At 43.4% G+C, this 17,209-nt stretch carries 12 protein-coding genes; 1 reads left to right on the top strand and 11 read right to left on the bottom strand.

The window, feature by feature from the left end; translation table 11 throughout:
• Positions 1-2 precede the first annotated feature (2 nt).
• The 11 genes from VMW01_02095 to VMW01_02045 form a co-directional block, all read right to left on the bottom strand.
• A complete protein-coding gene (locus tag VMW01_02095; protein HUW05028.1) occupies positions 3-2,351 on the bottom strand; it encodes a tail fiber domain-containing protein in 2,349 nt (782 codons plus the stop codon).
• A gap of 8 nt (positions 2,352-2,359) precedes the next feature.
• Positions 2,360-4,633 carry a tail fiber domain-containing protein gene (locus tag VMW01_02090; GenBank protein HUW05027.1) on the bottom strand — a complete coding sequence of 758 codons (2,274 nt, stop codon included), beginning with the start codon at positions 4,631-4,633 and terminating at the stop codon, positions 2,360-2,362.
• 8 nt (positions 4,634-4,641) lie between these two features.
• Entirely contained in the window at positions 4,642-7,182 is a 2,541-nt protein-coding gene (locus VMW01_02085; protein ID HUW05026.1) for a tail fiber domain-containing protein, read from the bottom strand.
• Positions 7,183-7,263: 81 nt separating this feature from the next.
• Positions 7,264-7,752: a T9SS type A sorting domain-containing protein gene (locus VMW01_02080; GenBank protein ID HUW05025.1), complete on the bottom strand. Its 489-nt coding sequence runs from the start codon at positions 7,750-7,752 to the stop codon at positions 7,264-7,266.
• 192 nt (positions 7,753-7,944) lie between these two features.
• A complete protein-coding gene (locus VMW01_02075) occupies positions 7,945-11,196 on the bottom strand; it encodes a SpoIIE family protein phosphatase (protein ID HUW05024.1) in 3,252 nt (1,083 codons plus the stop codon).
• A gap of 204 nt (positions 11,197-11,400) precedes the next feature.
• Positions 11,401-11,922, bottom strand: a complete 522-nt coding sequence (locus VMW01_02070; protein ID HUW05023.1) for a flavodoxin — start codon at positions 11,920-11,922, stop codon at positions 11,401-11,403.
• Between the two features lie 28 nt (positions 11,923-11,950).
• On the bottom strand, positions 11,951-12,643 hold the full coding sequence (locus VMW01_02065) for a hypothetical protein (GenBank protein HUW05022.1): 693 nt from the start codon (positions 12,641-12,643) through the stop codon (positions 11,951-11,953).
• A gap of 22 nt (positions 12,644-12,665) precedes the next feature.
• The gene (locus VMW01_02060; protein ID HUW05021.1) at positions 12,666-12,812 is read right to left on the bottom strand and encodes a hypothetical protein; all 147 of its coding nucleotides are present in this window, start codon (positions 12,810-12,812) and stop codon (positions 12,666-12,668) included.
• An 8-nt stretch (positions 12,813-12,820) separates the two neighbouring features.
• Entirely contained in the window at positions 12,821-14,878 is a 2,058-nt protein-coding gene (locus tag VMW01_02055) for an acetate--CoA ligase family protein (GenBank protein ID HUW05020.1), read from the bottom strand.
• A gap of 1,000 nt (positions 14,879-15,878) precedes the next feature.
• The gene (locus tag VMW01_02050; GenBank protein HUW05019.1) at positions 15,879-16,283 is read right to left on the bottom strand and encodes a hypothetical protein; all 405 of its coding nucleotides are present in this window, start codon (positions 16,281-16,283) and stop codon (positions 15,879-15,881) included.
• An 83-nt stretch (positions 16,284-16,366) separates the two neighbouring features.
• Complete coding sequence (locus VMW01_02045; protein HUW05018.1) at positions 16,367-16,732, bottom strand: hypothetical protein; 366 nt, start codon at positions 16,730-16,732, stop codon at positions 16,367-16,369.
• A gap of 170 nt (positions 16,733-16,902) precedes the next feature.
• Between VMW01_02045 and VMW01_02040 the strand changes: the two genes are divergently transcribed.
• Positions 16,903-17,209, top strand: a 307-nt coding sequence (locus VMW01_02040; GenBank protein HUW05017.1) for a hypothetical protein, incomplete at its 3' end; no start/stop codon positions are given.

The following is a 17,209-nucleotide window of genomic DNA, read 5'->3' as shown; positions in this document are numbered from 1 at the left end:
CATTATTTTGAGTTAAGTAATTTTTCCATTTTTTTCTCAAGGTTGTCTAGCCTTGCCTTAAGATTTTCGTTCTCTTTGGTTAATGATTTCATCTGTTCATTCTCCTTCTTCAAGGCATCAATCTCCTGCTGCTGGGCTTTTACGGCCTCCACTAGAACAGCAGTTATAGGGGCATACTCCATTGAGTAAGTGTCGTTTTTGTTACTAACTACCTCTGGAAGAATAGGCTCAACTTCTTGAGCAATAAATCCAACCTGCGGTCCCGTTTCGTGGTTTGTGGTATCAATCCACTCAAACTTTACGCCTCGCATTTTAAGGATTATCTCCAAGGCGTTAGGAATTGTTTGGATATTCTTCTTTTTACGCTTGTCGCTGTCATTCCACCAAGCGCCGGTTCCCCCAGCAGAGCCATTCACAAAGAATGCTCTATTATTAATATTGTTGGAACTATTCCCATTTATAACAAGGCGATTGTTGGAAAAGTCTCCATATATAAGAGGGGATGCTGTATTCGAATTATCAATGTACAACAAGTTTGTTCCTGTCTCATTCATACCAGCATTGTAGCCAATCATAACATTACCGCCACCTGTTGTCTTCATTCCAGCCTGATGTCCAATAATCACGTTTGAACTTGCGGTTGTGGCGGCTTGCCCTGTTTGCTGTCCAATGCAGACATTATAGTTGCCGGTGGTTATTCCATTACCGCTGGAGGGTCCAACAAAAATATTACTGCTACCGCTAGTTAATGCCGCCCCGCTATAGTAACCAACCATTACGTTGCTGCTGCAGTTATCTACTAACCCAAAACCAGCATAAGTTCCTAATAAAACATTTTGCCAACCAGTAGTGCTATTCTGACCAGCCGACATTCCTAACATTAAGTTTGCTCCACCAGTGCTATTTTGATTACCGGCACCTTGTCCAATAAATGTGTTTGAAGATCCAGTAGTATTTGCATAGCCAGATGCATCACCTAAAAAAGTGTTGTCGTTACCAGAAATATTTGAATAGCCGGTATTAAAGCCCATAAACATGTTTCGGTATCCGCCTGTATTGGTGTACCCAGCATTGTGGCCAATGAAGGTATTACCAAAACCAGAAACGTTGCTATAACCAGCTTGGTTGCCAATAAAGAGATTTCTATTCCCATCAAGATTGCTATAGCCTGTTGTGTTTCCAATGAAAATATTGGAATAGCCGGAGGTATTTTGCATACCCGACTGGTAACCAATAAAGATATTCTGGTAGCCACTACCATTAAACTTTCCAGCTTGGTACCCCATAAATGAGTTATAGGTTCCACCGGAATTATAAAGGCCAGCCTCCTGTCCAATAAAATAGTTATTGCTGGTAAGCTTTAAGTAGCTATTAGTGGTTCCGCTGGTAAGTCCAACTCCAAATCCCTTATTGGGGTCGGCGGTGTAAATTCTTGTGCTATCAGCATTTATCATTAAAATATTGCTCGTGACTCCCGCCCTTGTTGAGTTTCTGCCGCTTACTGCAAAACCACCCTTTGCGGGTCGGCCAAGCGTATTGTTAATGTAAACCGTTGTTGAATCGGGGGTTACACGCATAATGTCGGTAGTGGTCCCTCGAGTTGAGTTTCGTCCGCTAACGGCAAAGCCACCTTTAGCCGGACGGCCAGTGGTAGTCATATCCACCGTAACCTCAACTCCATCGGGGTATACAGAAAAAACCGGATTGCCGTTTAAGTCTTTAACCTCAAAGAGCGGAATGTTTGGATCGCTATTGGTTCCCATCACCTCCAGTTTACTGGCAGGCGTGGTTACACCAACTCCTACATTCCCAGTAGTATTGGCATATATGCTACCATTTAGCACGCTCCAACTTGTATTTATGCTATCGGCAGCCGGGCTCCACTGTGCGCCATTCCACTTGAGCACCTGGCCAGTTATGGCACCCATGGGTGGCAGGTTTTCCGACTGCGCTGCATGAAGCGCAAAGGGAACCGACTGCAGCTGGCCAACGTTGCTTAGGGGATAAGTTCCCTGATTATTGGGGTCAACCTCCACCTTGAGAAAGTAAGGTCCGTTTGCCCAGTCAATGGCGGCAAAAGTTCCCGATACCGGGATACCCTCTCCAATGGTGAGAGTTACCACACCTTGCTCGTTGGTGGTTGCACTTTGGGTTTCAACATATAGAGCAGTTCCAGTGGCACCTCCCTGAAGGATGCTGAATCGCATACCTACCGGAGTGCTGGTGACTGGGGCACCAGAAGCATTCCTTACCACTGCTTGGTATGCCATGCCCTGTGGCGATTGGCCAAAAGCACACTTAAAAATAAGCACACTTAAAACCAACGTTAAGCCTATTGAAAAACGTTTCATGAGAATGTCTATTTAGAGTTTAATAGCTGCTTTACCTGCTCGTTTAATTTTGCAACCTGAGCCTTAAGTTCTTCAATTTGATTTTGCTGTTGCTTAATCGCCTCAACTAATACAGCCGAAACCTTGTCGTAGGCAACAGACTTGTATCCCTCTCCATCGGTTGAAACAACCTCTGGCAATACCGTTTCAACATCTTGAGCAATAAGACCAACCTGCTTCCCTTCGGTAAAATTACGATTAGGGAATGCACCTCTATTCCAATCGAAGCGAACACCATTAAGCTTCATAACAATATTGAGTGCATCTGGAATGGGAACAATATTGGTTTTAAAGCGACGGTCGGACCAGGTTGTTAACCCGGCAGTAATGGCTGATCCATTGGCCCAAATCGTCCCACCAACCTCAAGGGTATAGGTAGTTGGCATTCTATTTATTCCAACACGCTTATTAGAAAAATCACCACCAATTAGAGGGGTAGTAGTGTTGGAATTAGCAATATAGAGTGCATCGGACTTACTACTGCCATATCCTGCCATGTAGCCAACGAGAACATTACCTGTTCCGGAGCAATTCTCGCCAGCCATATAGCCCAAGAAAACATTATTAGAACCGGTACTGCCCTGCCCACTCCTATAGCCAAGATAGGCATTCATTGTTCCATTTACATTATTGCCTCCAGCCCAGTATCCAATGAAAGTATTGTAACTATTTAGATTATCCATACCTGCAAACTGACCAAAATAGGAATTTTGGCCACCAGTGACATTATTTTGCCCTGAAAAGAATCCCACACACGAATTTCGAGATCCAGAAGTATTTTGTTGTCCGGCATACTCTCCAATAAAAAGATTCTGCCCAGTAGTATTTGAGTACCCAGAGTAATTTCCTATGCAAATATTCTGGCTTCCATAGTTGCCCAAAAATCCGGCTTGATAACCAATGTACACATTATTGTATCCTGAAACATTATTTCTTCCTGCGAGGTTCCCCAGAAACACATTCTTATTGCCCGAAGTACTTGATACGCCAACGCTATCACCAATATACACATTGCTTGAACCTGTCGTATTTGCCAAACCAGTTTTGTATCCCATAAAAGAGTTATACTGACCAGAGGTATTAGATCGTCCCGCTTGATAGCCGATAAATGAGTTATAGCTTGCATTATTTGTATATCCAGCTTGGTAACCCAAAAATGTGTTATAAGAACCCGACGTATTAGTTCTTCCCACCTCATAGCCGATGAAAATATTGCTAGAACCGGTGGTATTCGACAATCCTGCATTATAGCCAAAAAAAGTATTGAACAATCCAGTTGTATATTGCCCACTCTGATGACCAATAAAGTAATTTTCGGGCAGCAGCTTGAGGTAACTATTTGATAATCCGGTTCCGATCTCTCCAACTCCAAACCCCTTATTGGGATCGCCAGTATATATTCTTGTGCTATCAGCATTAATGGTTAAAATGTTACTCGTAACTCCAGCCCGGGTTGAGTTTCTGCCGCTTACGGCAAAACCGCCTTTGGCTGGTCGCCCAACTGAATTATTAATATATACGGTCGTAGAATCGGGAGTAACGCGCATAATATCGGTGGTGGTCCCTCGGGTTGAGTTTCGTCCGCTCACGGCAAAACCACCTTTGGCCGGACGGCCTGTAGCTGCCATATCCACTGTTACCTCTACTCCATCGGGATATACAACAAAAACCGGATTTCCGTTGATATCCTTCACCTCAAAGAGCGGAACGGTGGGATCGCTATCGGTTCCCTTTACCTCCAGCATGCCATTGGGCGTTGCTGTTCCAATACCCACATTGCCACCATTACTTGGATAGATGCCTCCACTTTGATTGATGGACCAGTAGGAAGAGGATGAAGATTTTGCATAAAGTGCATAGGGAACCGACTGCAGCTGGCTAACGTTGCTTAGGGGATAGGTACCTTGACTATTGGGGTCAACCTCCACCTTGAGAAAGTAAGGCCCGTTAGCCCAGTCGATGGCTGTAAAAGTTCCCAATACGGGGCTCCCGTCTCCAATGGTGAGGGCTACCACACCTTGCTCGTTGGTGGTAGCACCTTGGGTTTCAACATATACAGCCGTTCCAGTGGCACCTCCCTGAAGGATGCTGAATCGCAAACCTACCGGAGTGCTAGTAACTGGAGTTCCAGTGCCATTTCTAACCACTGCTTGGTAGGCCATGCCCTCAGGCGATTGACCAAAAATGCTAGTATAAATAAGCGCACTTAAAACCAAGGCAATACCTATAGATAAATGTCTCATTAGAATGTCTATTTAGAGTTTAACAGCTGCTTTACTAGCTCATTTAATTTTGCAACCTGAGTCTTGAGGTCATCAATTTGACTCTGCTGCGCCTGCTGGATTTGGTTCTGCTTCTCAATAATGGATTGCTGCTGCTTCACTGCCTCCACTAGCAAAGCAGTAATTGGAGAATACTGTAAAGAGTAGGAGTCATTATCTTTAGAGTAGGTTACTACTTCTGGGATAATCTTTTCTGCGTCTTGTGCTATAAATCCCATCTGTAATGCATCACCTTGCGCCTTGTCTTTCCAATGAAAATTAACCCCCTGAAGTTGCATTACTCTGTTTAACGCATCTGGAATTGGAACAATGTCTTTCTTAAGCCTTCTATCGCTTGGTGTACTCCACGAGGTTGCATATGCTGTGCCGTTTACATATAAAGTATAAGAACCAGGACTAGTAGAATTAATTGCCACTTTTCTATTATCAAACTCTCCCCATATTAATGGAGTTGTTACCGCACCTCCATCAATAATCAGCCTGTTTGAAACGGTACTAAATGCCCCATAGCCAACCTTGTAACCTAGTATTACATTGTAGGAACCGGTATTACTCCAGCCTGCCGATGTTCCAACAAAGACATTACCAACACCAGTGGAATTAATTGTTCCAGCGTTATTACCAACCATTACATTCTCATGCCCCGTGGTTAATGAACCTCCAGCGCTACCTCCTATTAATATTTGCTGATAACCAGTGGTATTAACATGTCCAGCATATCGTCCCAGCATAATATTGAAATAGCCGGAGGTATTGTCAGTCCCCGCCTCAGTTCCTATGAATATATTCTGGCTGGTTGTATTGCTGTACCCGGCCTTATCCCCAATGGCAATATTATTTTGCCCACCAGAGTTAGAATATCCGGCAAGGTTACCCAAGAAGATATTGTTGTAGCTTTGAGTATTCTTTCCTGCTGCATAACCAATAAACACGTTGTTCGTGGCAAACTGATTGTTGGAAAAATATCCTGAACTGTCACCAATAAAAATGTTGCTTTTCAATGCAACGCCCGAATACCCAGCAGTTCTACCAATGAAGATATTGCTGAATCCAGAAATATTTGAGAAGCCAGAACTTTCACCAATAAAAATATTAGATGCTCCGGTGGTGTTACTTACCCCACTTTGATTTCCAAAAAAAACGTTGCTACTTCCGGTTGTATTTGCCTTACCCGCAAAGTAGCCAAGGAAGGTGTTGTTGGTTCCAGTGGTATTAGCTTGTCCTGCTTGATAACCTACAAAGGAGTTAAATGAGCCATTGTTACTATACCCCGACTGAAAACCAAGAAATGTATTGAAGTTTCCAGCAATGTTGGAGTAACCGCTTTGGTTGCCTAAAAACACATTGTTACTTCCGCTTACATTACTATACCCGGAGGCATTCCCAATAAAAATATTACTCTCTCCTGTAGTATTGGCAAAGCCAGTGGTATATCCGAAAAAGGTATTGTACAAACCCGTTGTATTCAAACCACTTTGATGTCCAATAAAATAATTTGACGGTAACAAACGCAGATAATTATCTGATATTGATCCACTAGCCTGTCCAACACCAAAGCCTGCAACCGGGTCTGCCGTATAGATTCTTGTGCTATCAGCATTAATGGTTAAAATGTTACTCGTAACTCCAGCCCGGGTTGAGTTGCGGCCGCTTACTGCAAAACCGCCTTTGGCTGGTCGCCCAACTGAATTATTAATATATACGGTCGTAGAATCGGGAGTAACGCGCATAATGTCGGTGGTGGTCCCTCGGGTTGAGTTTCGTCCGCTCACGGCAAAACCACCTTTAGCCGGACGAACAGCAGTAGTCATATCTACCGTAACCTCAACCCCATCGGGATAAACAGAAAAAACCGGATTGCCGTTTAAGTCTTTGACCTCAAAGAGCGGGATGTTGGGATCGCTGTTGGTACCCATCACCTCCAGCTTACCGGAAGGTGTGGTTACACCAACTCCTATATTTCCGGCGGTATTGGCATAAATATTTCCATTCAACAAGTTCCAGCTGCTATTCACGCTATCGGCAGCGGGGCTCCACTGGGCACCATTCCACTTGAGTACCTGGCCGGTTAATGCCCCCATGGGTAGCAGGTTCTCCGATTGCACCGCATGAAGCGCATAGGGAACCGACTGCAGCTGGCTAACGTTGCTTAATGGATAAGTCCCCTGATTATTGGGGTCAACCTCCACCTTGAGAAAGTAGGGTCCGTTAGCCCAGTCGATAGCTGCAAAAGTTCCCGTTACCGGGCTACCCTCTCCAATGGTGAGAGCTACCACACCTTGCCCGTTGGTGGTGGCACTTTGGGTTTCAACATAAAGAGCATTTCCAGTAGAACTTCCCAGCAGAATGCTGAACCGCATACCTACCGGTGTGCTGGTGACTGGGGCACCAGAAGCATTCCTAACCACGGCTTGGTAGGCCATGCCTTGGGGCGATTGGGCTTGGGCAATCTCAACAAATAGTAAAAGAAACACTAACAGCGCTCTGCCTTGGGTAAATATTGATTTCATAGGTTTAAGTCTTAGGTTACAAACTGAGACGGTGACAAATGTCCAGGTGGATTTTTCAGTGTAAACAAAGGAAGTAGTGCACTAATTCTTCAATATTTGCATAACCTTCAACGGTTTGTCTTTCGAGAAAATCTTTAGGATAAAGATTCCCGGGGAAAGGTTCGATAGGTTAAGCTCAAATCTTCCTTGTCCATCAAAGAGTGACTCCTCCTTTTCCAAAATTAGCAGCCCTTTAATATCATACAGTCGAACTAACAGCCTAGCTTCAGGCGATTGTGAAATCTCAGCATGGAGAATACCCGTAGTTGGATTTGGGAAAATTTTTAGATCCATCAGGAGGAAGTTATCCTCAATGGAGGTGACAACATAGGACGGCTGCTGAAAGCCTTGATTAACAATAAAGGTACCCCCCGATAAGGTTTGGGTAGCTACCTCACCAACCGTATAGGTGACGCTGAAGTTCGAACTTTTCGCCTCACCACCACTTGCAGCGATGACTTGCTGCGCGTTTGCCCTATTTATCGAGAACAGGGAAACAACCAATACTGCAGTAACAATAAATCGATTCATATTTTCAGTTGTTAGGTTTCATTTAAGGAACCAATAGGCAGGCTATACTCTATCGCCCATAGGTTTACTTCCACATTGGTGCAAAACCATTTTGTGAAATTTACGGCATAACAACCTGAAAATAAACAAAAACTCCCACCAATTGGAATACGGTGGGAGTCTGTGAGAATTAGACCAGCAGGTAAAGAGTATCTACAGCTTCCTTTTCTCTTTAGTATTTGTATATCGTAGCCCAATGATGAGCTGATCGTCAATTTGCTCCAAATCGCCCATCCAACGAATAGATTCTTCTTCAATCATTCGTTGCTGCTGATCCATGGGCAGATTACATATTTTTAGCAAGTATTCCTTCAGCTGCCGCTTCATATACTTGCGTATATCTGGTCCTCCAAACTGATCAGAAAAACCATCGGAAAAGAGATACATTTGATCGCCTTCCTGAAGCGCAATTTCATGTCGCGTGAATGGTTCTTCATCCTTAATGTGAATACCAATGGGCATTTTATCGGGCGGATACTCAATGAGCTCACCACTACGAATTAAAAAAAGCGGATTGTTTGCCCCTGAAAACTCTAACATTCCGGTTTTCAGATCTATTCGAGCAATAGCAATGTCCATGCCATCCTTCGATTCACCCTCCTTACCTGTTTGGTTAAGCGACCGAATAACAAAATCTCTCAAAACGTTAAGAATCTCGTCAGTATGCTTGATACTAGGGTCCGAAGCAATCTCATTTAGAAAGGCAACTCCCAACATGCTCATGAATGCTCCCGGAACACCATGACCGGTACAATCCACCGCAGCAGCAATCACCACGTTCTGAGCATCGAAATGGTAAACCCAGTAAAAGTCCCCGCTAACAATATCGCGAGGTTTAAAGTAGATGAAATACTCCAGATTGGAGGACGACTGCTTGTTTGGTAAAACCGCAGTTTGGATTCGCTTAGCATACCGAATGGAGTCGGTAATATCCTTGTTCTTTTTTTCAATTTCAAGATTCTTATCCAAAATCTCATCCTTTTGCCTAACCACCTCTGCCGTACGCTCCTTTACCGTTTGCTCCAACCGTTTTTTATCTTCTTCCAGCTTGCGAGTGTAAAACCGCACCACTGCATAAACAAAGAGAATTGCAAAAATAAAGTAAAGGACGAAGGCGATAATAGTTCTGTACCACGGTGGGAGAATTTCAAATTCAACACATGCTGGTATCGATTCCTCCCCATAAACATTTCGAGCCTTTACCCAGAACTTGTAGGTACCCTCAGAAAGGTTGGGATAGCTCTTTTTGTTATCATTCGTCCAACGCGACCAACCCCTATCAAAGCCGTCCAATTTATAGCTATACTGAGTTTTTTGTTGATCTTCGTAAAAAGGCAGAGCTACAACAAAACTCAAATAGTTGTATTTAAACGATATTGATTTATTTATTACAAAGTGCCCATTGGTATTAATATCCAAAACCGTATTAATTGCAGGGGCGTAGCTGCCATTAAAAAGCAACGAATCTTCATTCAGCGATATTGATCGAATCAGGGTGGACATTTTGCTCTTGGGCATATTTCCCACACTTCTGAGATCAATAGAGAATAGCCCTTTTGATCCTCCTATCCAAATGGTGGTGGAATCGTTATCAAGAATAACCTCTGGATTAGACATCGAGGGAACTCGTCCAGTAACATGCATGTCTAAACCCCAGCCTGTAGAGGTTCTCCTTGCTAGGGCATAGCTAACATCGTATTGCTCCTTCAGGACTAAGAGGAGCAAGTCCTTCTTAAGTTGGAAAACTTCCTGTATTTTTTGCGAAGGCATTTGGAATGCCGAATCCAAGCTTCGTGTAGGAAGCAATTTATCCTTAGTAAGGATTTGGGCAGAGGTGTCATTAATCACATACACCTGATTGGACAACTCCACAATCCGAGCCTTAAGCCCCTCTCTATCAATAATTGGAGAATAAACACCGCTAGAATCGACAATAAAAAGTCCATGCTTGGTTTTGCAAAGCAACTTCCCATTGGGTAAATCCTGAATATCCTCGCAATACTCGTTAATACTATGCCAATTGTTATCAAGATGCCACTCTCCATTAACAAGGACTAGTCGCTTAAGGCTACGCTCGCTCACCACATACACTACTTTATTGGAGAACTTTGGCTTAACAAACTTGTAGGTGAGCGCATCAACGGAGTTGAATCGGTCTATCTTGCCATTGGCTATTTTGTATAGGTAAAGGTTTGAACCAACTAGCAATACATCTTTGTTCTTCTCCTTAACAACTAACAAGTTATTAACCTGCCCCTCTACCTCCTTAATCTGAACAAATTCAGGTAATCCAAAAGCATTAAATCGCAGAGTATATAACCCTCGGATAGTTCCAACATAGAGTATCCCATTGTAGCGCTTAAGGGTTTGCACGTTACCAAAAAGTCCCGACTCATCAGCAAAGTGAGCCGTTACTGAAGGATAGTCTACATTTGCAATTCCTAGCACGAGGGTGAGCCAAAGCTGCATGGATTGTGGCGATGATGGACGAACCATTAAACCTGTGGTTTCCTCACTCGAAAGGCCATACTTTTTATTGATCAGCGCAACAATCCGGCCTTGCTTGTTCATTATTACAGTGCCACCAAACGTTCCTAAAGCATAGGTAGAATCGTTGACAATAGCACCGGTATAAAAGTTGTTATCCTTCAGAAATTTGTTTGTCTGCTTAGCTTCTTGCGTTGGTTCAAACACCTCGGCTTTCCCACCATTGGGATAATAGAGGTAGAGGCCATCAAGGTTGGTGGCAATGAGCCAGCGATTGGCATCGTACGGCAAAACACTAAAAATATCCTTCTTCTTGAAATAGCCTCCACCTTCAGCCAGCTCAACCTTATTGCCGGTGAGCTTTAAAAGGCCTTGCTCCCAATTGCCAATTACAAGCTGGTTGTTTACCACAAAGGCTAAAAAGCTATTCTTGGGTAACTCCACCATCTGAATTACATCTTCCTTGGGATCGTAAATGAAGATCCGCTTTAAAGAGCAAAAGAATATTTTTTTATCGATACAGTAGGTTTTCCAAATGTTGTTTACCTCCACATTACTACCAAGCCTTTCGGAGAGGTAGAATGCATAGTGATTGCCTAGCGCATCGGTTTTGATTACCCCAAACGATCGAGATCCACCAAAGTAGATGTTACCGGAACCATTGCAAAGGGATTGAATATTGTCATCCTTAACTGGAATATCGCGCCACTCGTGCCCATCATATTCAAGAATCATTCCCTCGTTTCCAAAATACATCATGCCCAAATCGTCAGAGGCAACTGACCAATTTGTTTCCGATCCCTTGTATTCCTCAGGAGTATATTGCCTATGGAATGGAATTCCGAGAGGAGAGATTTGCCCCCACGAAACAAGTGATGCCAAAAGAAGCAATACCGTAATGGAAATTTTTTTGTTCATAGCGGTATGATATACAGGCTAAATATAAAAAAAAGGAATGGATGTTTTTATTAAATGGACCAAAAATGAGAATTCATTGGAGAAGTAAAGAGCAATCTTATACAAATGTCGTTTATGGGAGAATGTAACTCTCCTTCCTTTTTCAAATAAAAGAGGGCCAACCAAACGGTCAGCCCTCTCTCTATGACATATCTACTATAAACGCTAAACAAACTTATTTTTTAGGCGAACAACCCAGTTTTTGATCCGAGGTTCAGTAAGTTCCTCCTCAAAATCCTCATCAATGGGAAGGCCAATAAACTCACCATCAATAACTGCTTCAGATTCCTTAAAATCGTACTCCTTTACCGAGCAGCGGCCAACAACCTTTGCACCCTTCGATAGTAATGTCTTTCCTATTTCCCCCATGGAATTCACAAAATGAAATGGGTAGGTCAGGTGGTCGCCAAGGCCAAAAATGGCAAATACTTTCCCCTCAACATTTATCTTTTCAAGCTCACTGCGGAACAGGTCCCAATCCTTCTTTACAGAGGGTGCCTGCCATGTTTCCTTACCAATGGTTGAGCAGCCAAAAATCACATTTTTAAACCGATCAACATCACCTGCTTTTGCATCATGCACAGGAATAAATTCAACATTATCTCCGCCAAACTCTTTGGCAATTTTGTGTGCCACCCTCTCGGTGCTACCACCAACGGGGCCGAAGAAAATTCCTATTTTTTCCATGGTAAAACTCTTTGTTACAAAGATACAACTATTTTCCACTTTTCAAGCTGGCAATGGAAAGCAGAATACCCAGTGCGACGCTCAACAGCGCAGCAAATAGCACCTGCATTTCTGCTGGTAGTAAAAAAGTTATGGTGTGTGCGGGTATCCAAAAGAATGGGATTGTCTTCTTAAAAACAAAATTCCACTGCACCTTCCAATTGATATCTTGCATAATGCTTCCCATTTGGATGGGCTTAAGTAGGCTTGTAAGTCTGCCTCCATTGGCTGAGATGTGGGAATCGGTTATTTTATGGAAGGTCATCATTACCGGAGCGTAGATAATGTTCATGGCGGCAGAGATGGCAAATGCTACCTCAACCTTCGATATGGATAGGGCACCTTTCATCATTGAAGGAGCATCGGTAAATCCCATAAAGGCTAAGAATGCAGGCGTTCCGACTGCAAAAATCACAAAGGCCAACTTAATGGTGAGGCCAATACCCCCCCACACAACTGCCCTAGGTAAAAGACCAAACCCAGCATGGTTATAACGACCAGTGCGAATGCGCAACCCAACCGCTTCGCCAAAGGTTGCCAACACTGCAAACTTGATGAAGCTCATTACCATGCCGTGCTCCCTGTTGAAGGTTTCATAAAAACCATAAACGGAGTCGGAAATAAAAAAAGGCAAAAGCAGCAATATGGCTACCAAAACCACATAAATATCTTGTTTCTTCATAGCAATGAAATCTAAGCGTTGACTAGTTAAAATAGCTTTTTATTGAAGCAGCTACGTCGTGACTAATGGTGCTCCACCTCAACAATATGAGCACAAACAGCAAAAGAACTAGCCAAACGTAAGCCTTTTCGGTTCTCGAAAGAGCCTTATACTTCTCCAGCAACTTCATGGTATCCTCTACTTTTCAATTCGAATGCGGGCATCCACGGCAACAACGCCACTCTTGCGACCGAGCAGTGGATTTAGGTCCATCTCGAAAATCTCCGGGGCCACCCTTACCAGCGCCGAAACACGGGAGATGATCTCGGCAAAATGCTGCTCATTTACCGGCTCCTGTCCCCTTACACCCTTTAGAATTTTGTATCCTCTCAAACTTTTTATCATTGACGACGCCTCGTCCACGGCAATGGGAGCAAGTCCGGCGCTAACATCCTTCAGCACCTCAATAAAAATACCGCCCAAACCGCATAGCACCAGATGACCAAATTTATCCTCCCGCTTAGCACCAACAAAGAGTTCAACACCCGATAGCATGGGCTGAAGAAGGATGGCCTTGGTGTCCTTGATTGTTATCATTCGATTAAATTCACGCACCACCGTTTCGGCATCCTTTACGTTGAGCACCACTCCTCCAACATCGCTCTTGTGAACTGGTCCAACCACCTTCATTACAATTGGAAAGCCAAGCCGATTGGCATCGGCCACTGCAGCCTCACTGGTTGTTACCACCGCTTCGCCCGCACGGGTAATTCCAGCCGCATCGAGCAGCTCCTGCACCTTTTCAGGGGCAAAGTATCCACTTACCGAACTATCAACAATAGATCGAATTGCCTTCTCATCAACCTTTGGCATAGCAGGCGCTTCCGGTTGTGGTTTTGGGGTATTGTAAACCTTGGCCAAAGCATTGCCAAATAGCACCTCGTCGGGGAAGTTGATACGCCCCTTAGCAAGGAAGTGAGCTATTTCATCCTTAACATTTATAACTGAAGGAAGAATGGGATATATTGGTTTTTTGCACTCCTTCATCTTCTCGTGCAAAAGGTCGTAAACGTCGTATACAGGGAATAGGCCTGGACTACCAAATATGACAGCCATGGCATCCACGTTATCGAAGTCGTGCTCGCAGGCATCAATAATATTTCCGAGCTGCTCCGCCGTTCCCGTTGCCAAAAAGTCGATGGGGTTTGCCACCGACGATCCTGCGAACAACTTACCAAGCAGCTCATCGGCCTTTTTGCCTTCAATGTGGGGAACGTCAAGGCCATTGTTCGATAGCGAATCGGTGAGCATTACTGCTGGCCCACCAGCATGGGTAATAATGGCAATATTCTTTCCCTGTAGCCCTGGGTGCATAAAAATTGCGGCCACCGTTGCCAACTCCTCCCTGCCACCACAGCGCACAATTCCCGCCTTGCGAAATAGCGCCTCCACAGCCACATCGGGGCTGGCCATGGCGCCGGTATGCGACGATGCCGCACGGCTTCCGGCGGCGGAGCTACCCGATTTAATTGCAGCAATTTTGCACCCTTTTCTAATTAGCGAAGCGGCATGCTTCAGCAGCATCTCCGGCTTATTGATGCTCTCTACGTAAAGCAGCTTTACGCGGGAACTGCTCTTGGCATCGAAGCTTTCGTCGAGGTATTTCAGCATCTCCTCTACCCCCATTTGAGCGCTGTTGCCCACCGAATATACGCTGGAAAAGGTTAGCCCTTTAGGAATTCCAGCCTCCATAATAAATACGGCCGTAGCCCCTGAACCGCTAATAAAATCGATACCGTGCGTATCAAATCGAGGAATGGGTGAGGTAAATACACCGGCATAGTTGGAGTTCATCACCCCAATACAGTTGGGGCCAATTAAACAACCATTTACGGCATTAATGCTATCAACAATTTGCTGCTCCAGCTTCGCTCCCTCCTCGCTCTCCTCGTGGAATCCGGCCGAAAGTATAATGAAAGCCTTTGTGCTCTTCTGCTTGGTTAGAACCTCCACTGTGCCAGGGCAAAACTTGGCTGCAATGGCCATTATGGCAAGGTCAACCTCCGGTAGATCGGCAACATCCCTAAAAGTTTTTACACCTTGAACTTCATCCAGCTTAGGATTTACCACGTAGAGCTTGCCTTTGAAGCCATTATCGATAAGGTTTTTGAGAACCTTTCCACCAGGCTTCTGAATATCGTCCGAACCGCCAACAACCACAATGCTTCTGGGGTTGAGCAACTGTTGATTTACCATAGCTATTTACCCGTGTTTTATTTGAGAGATGTGCTGCAAATATAGGTGATTACCACGGTTGGACAAGCGCTTTATGTTATAGAATATCTGCAATTCGTCAATAGATGGTCAAATATGTTACCTATTTGCACAAATAAGCTCATAACTCTAAGGCAAAGTTGAGAATTTAGAACAAATCAAAACTGGCAGTGGAGCAATGAGACAATTTGCCAATGAAAATGCAAAGGCTAGTCCCGCGAGGGACGACAGTTTGGTAGATAATTAATGTTTATCGCGGTTCCAGTGCCGAAGGCACGGCCGAGCAATTTAGAAACCTGACAATAGCCGGACAGGTTTTGACAATGAGACAAATTTGAAAATATATTCACTAGGGCGGTTGTTGAACCTCGCTCCTTTCCATCTTCTCATGCACTTCTGCCAAAGCGTTTCATTCTATTTCCGGGATAGTGGGTGTCGGCAGAGGGTCGAGCTCTCTTTCATTTTCTATAACAGCAAGCAAATTTGACCGCTTGCTAGTACCTAGGAGTAACCAAGTTTGCAACTGATATGGAAAAGGCAACAAATGACAGAATTACATAAAGCCAAAACAGTATCTGCCCCCTTGTCTTTCTTTTGATGGGTGCCTCACTATATTTTTTGATAATAGACTCACGTTTTGCATACAGGATAAAGTAGTTGAGAATAGCGAATGCAGCCGCAAAAATTAAACCTGAAATTATTGCGGTATTCCTATCCATTACAATTTGTAGGTAGTAATTACTAATCACATATAATGTACCAATATTGATATACTGTAATACACTTATTATCAAGTACGCATTAAATGCGGGTGTTTTGTTTGTTTTTATCTTACTTAAGTAGGTAACCATCCAAAAATACATCTCATTAAACATTGTTCTAGGTATTAATTGTTCGGAAAAATAATCGGTTTGTCAACTCTAGTAGCAACAGAGGCCCATGAGTTTAGTAGTTTTTCCAGGCCAGCAGGTTATATTCATTTTTACCTTAAAATACCATATAGCACCGCTGAGATAAAAGCTCCAAATATCATCGTTGTTCCATATTTGTAGCTATACCTTACTGGCGGATTGGGGTATTTTTTAATTATTCGCTTATACCTATCCCTATAAAAAACTAAAAAGTAGTTCAGTATGCCGAAGGGAAGCGCAAACTCTATTGTAAATGCAAAAAAACTATTTAGCAATTTGCCAGGAAATAAGTCAACAGTTATAAGCGGAATAGTAAAGATATCAAAGTACTTTAACCAAAGTATTATTATCCAAAAATTCAAGGCATGAACCCATGTTATAAGAATAAATATGGGTGTTTTCCATTTTATATTTGGATGATGTTTCTGAATACTAAGAATTGCATCTGCCCAAATTAGGTAATAAGGATTGTTCATTATAACCTATTTTTTAGAACTATTTATTTGTGCCACAAATTGCTCCGACATTACGGGAGAAACGATCGATACCCCAACTTGAATTATTTCCCATACTTTAAAACATTCAGATACCCCACCACAATCCAGAATAGCAGCGTGAAAATGAAATAGCTGACGAAAAGCCATAGGCCTGTATCCTTATTGGCTGCCATTATTTTGCGATACCTTCGCTTGTGCAGAATAACCAAATAGTTCACTAAAAATACTGGTACAATAAGCAAAATAACAAATTGCAGCTTGTTTACAGACAGTTTGAAATTGACAAAATACTTCATCAGTAAAATAAAAGTTCCAATATTGGCTAATTCTAAAGTGCTAATTAGAAAATATGTCCCAACTTGAGGGCTAACGGACTGATTTCCCTTAACAACCAATTTCCAAGCACTTACAAAAAGTTTATAGTACATAGCACTAGATTTATACGCCACTTTGAAAGCATAGTAAAAGTAAAAATAATTGCATTGTATATATCAAAGGCCGCCTTAAACTTATGCCAACAACCCACAAAACTGTAACCAATGCAACACAATGGTTAAAAATGGATTGCTAACTTTGCGCCACAAAAGCACTGCACGCTATGGCTACTATTCACCATATTCTTGACAAAAAAAAGTTTACCAAAGAGGATATCATCTACCTCCTATCCGCGCAGGGAGAGGAAAAAAACATACTCTTCGAAAAGGCATCTGCGGTTAAGGCCGCCACCGTAGGCAACAAGGTTTACTACCGTGGCCTCATTGAACTCTCCAACGCTTGCGCCAAGGATTGCCTCTACTGCGGCATCAGAAAAAGCAACGCCAAGGTTGAGCGCTACAACCTCAGCGACAGCGATGTGCTCGCAGCGGCTCAGTTTGCCTACGAAAACAGGTATGGCAGCCTTGCCA

The organism is Williamwhitmania sp., from assembly GCA_035529935.1.
In the GTDB taxonomy this organism is placed as follows: domain Bacteria; phylum Bacteroidota; class Bacteroidia; order Bacteroidales; family Williamwhitmaniaceae; genus Williamwhitmania.
The sequence above is the reverse complement of the archived record's forward strand: the minus strand, read 5'-3'. Positions and strand labels throughout refer to the sequence as shown.

Excerpts from the sequence above, each read along its gene's own strand:
- VMW01_02095 (HUW05028.1), bottom strand. The coding sequence starts at position 2,351 with ATGAAACGTTTTTCAATAGGCTTAACGTTGGTTTTAAGTGTGCTTATT.
- VMW01_02090 (HUW05027.1), bottom strand. The coding sequence starts at position 4,633 with ATGAGACATTTATCTATAGGTATTGCCTTGGTTTTAAGTGCGCTTATT.
- VMW01_02085 (HUW05026.1), bottom strand. The coding sequence starts at position 7,182 with ATGAAATCAATATTTACCCAAGGCAGAGCGCTGTTAGTGTTTCTTTTA.
- VMW01_02080 (HUW05025.1), bottom strand. The coding sequence starts at position 7,752 with ATGAATCGATTTATTGTTACTGCAGTATTGGTTGTTTCCCTGTTCTCG.
- VMW01_02075 (HUW05024.1), bottom strand. The coding sequence starts at position 11,196 with ATGAACAAAAAAATTTCCATTACGGTATTGCTTCTTTTGGCATCACTT.
- VMW01_02070 (HUW05023.1), bottom strand. The coding sequence starts at position 11,922 with ATGGAAAAAATAGGAATTTTCTTCGGCCCCGTTGGTGGTAGCACCGAG.
- VMW01_02065 (HUW05022.1), bottom strand. The coding sequence starts at position 12,643 with ATGAAGAAACAAGATATTTATGTGGTTTTGGTAGCCATATTGCTGCTT.
- VMW01_02060 (HUW05021.1), bottom strand. The coding sequence starts at position 12,812 with ATGAAGTTGCTGGAGAAGTATAAGGCTCTTTCGAGAACCGAAAAGGCT.
- VMW01_02055 (HUW05020.1), bottom strand. The coding sequence starts at position 14,878 with ATGGTAAATCAACAGTTGCTCAACCCCAGAAGCATTGTGGTTGTTGGC.
- VMW01_02050 (HUW05019.1), bottom strand. The coding sequence starts at position 16,283 with ATGAACAATCCTTATTACCTAATTTGGGCAGATGCAATTCTTAGTATT.
- VMW01_02045 (HUW05018.1), bottom strand. The coding sequence starts at position 16,732 with ATGTACTATAAACTTTTTGTAAGTGCTTGGAAATTGGTTGTTAAGGGA.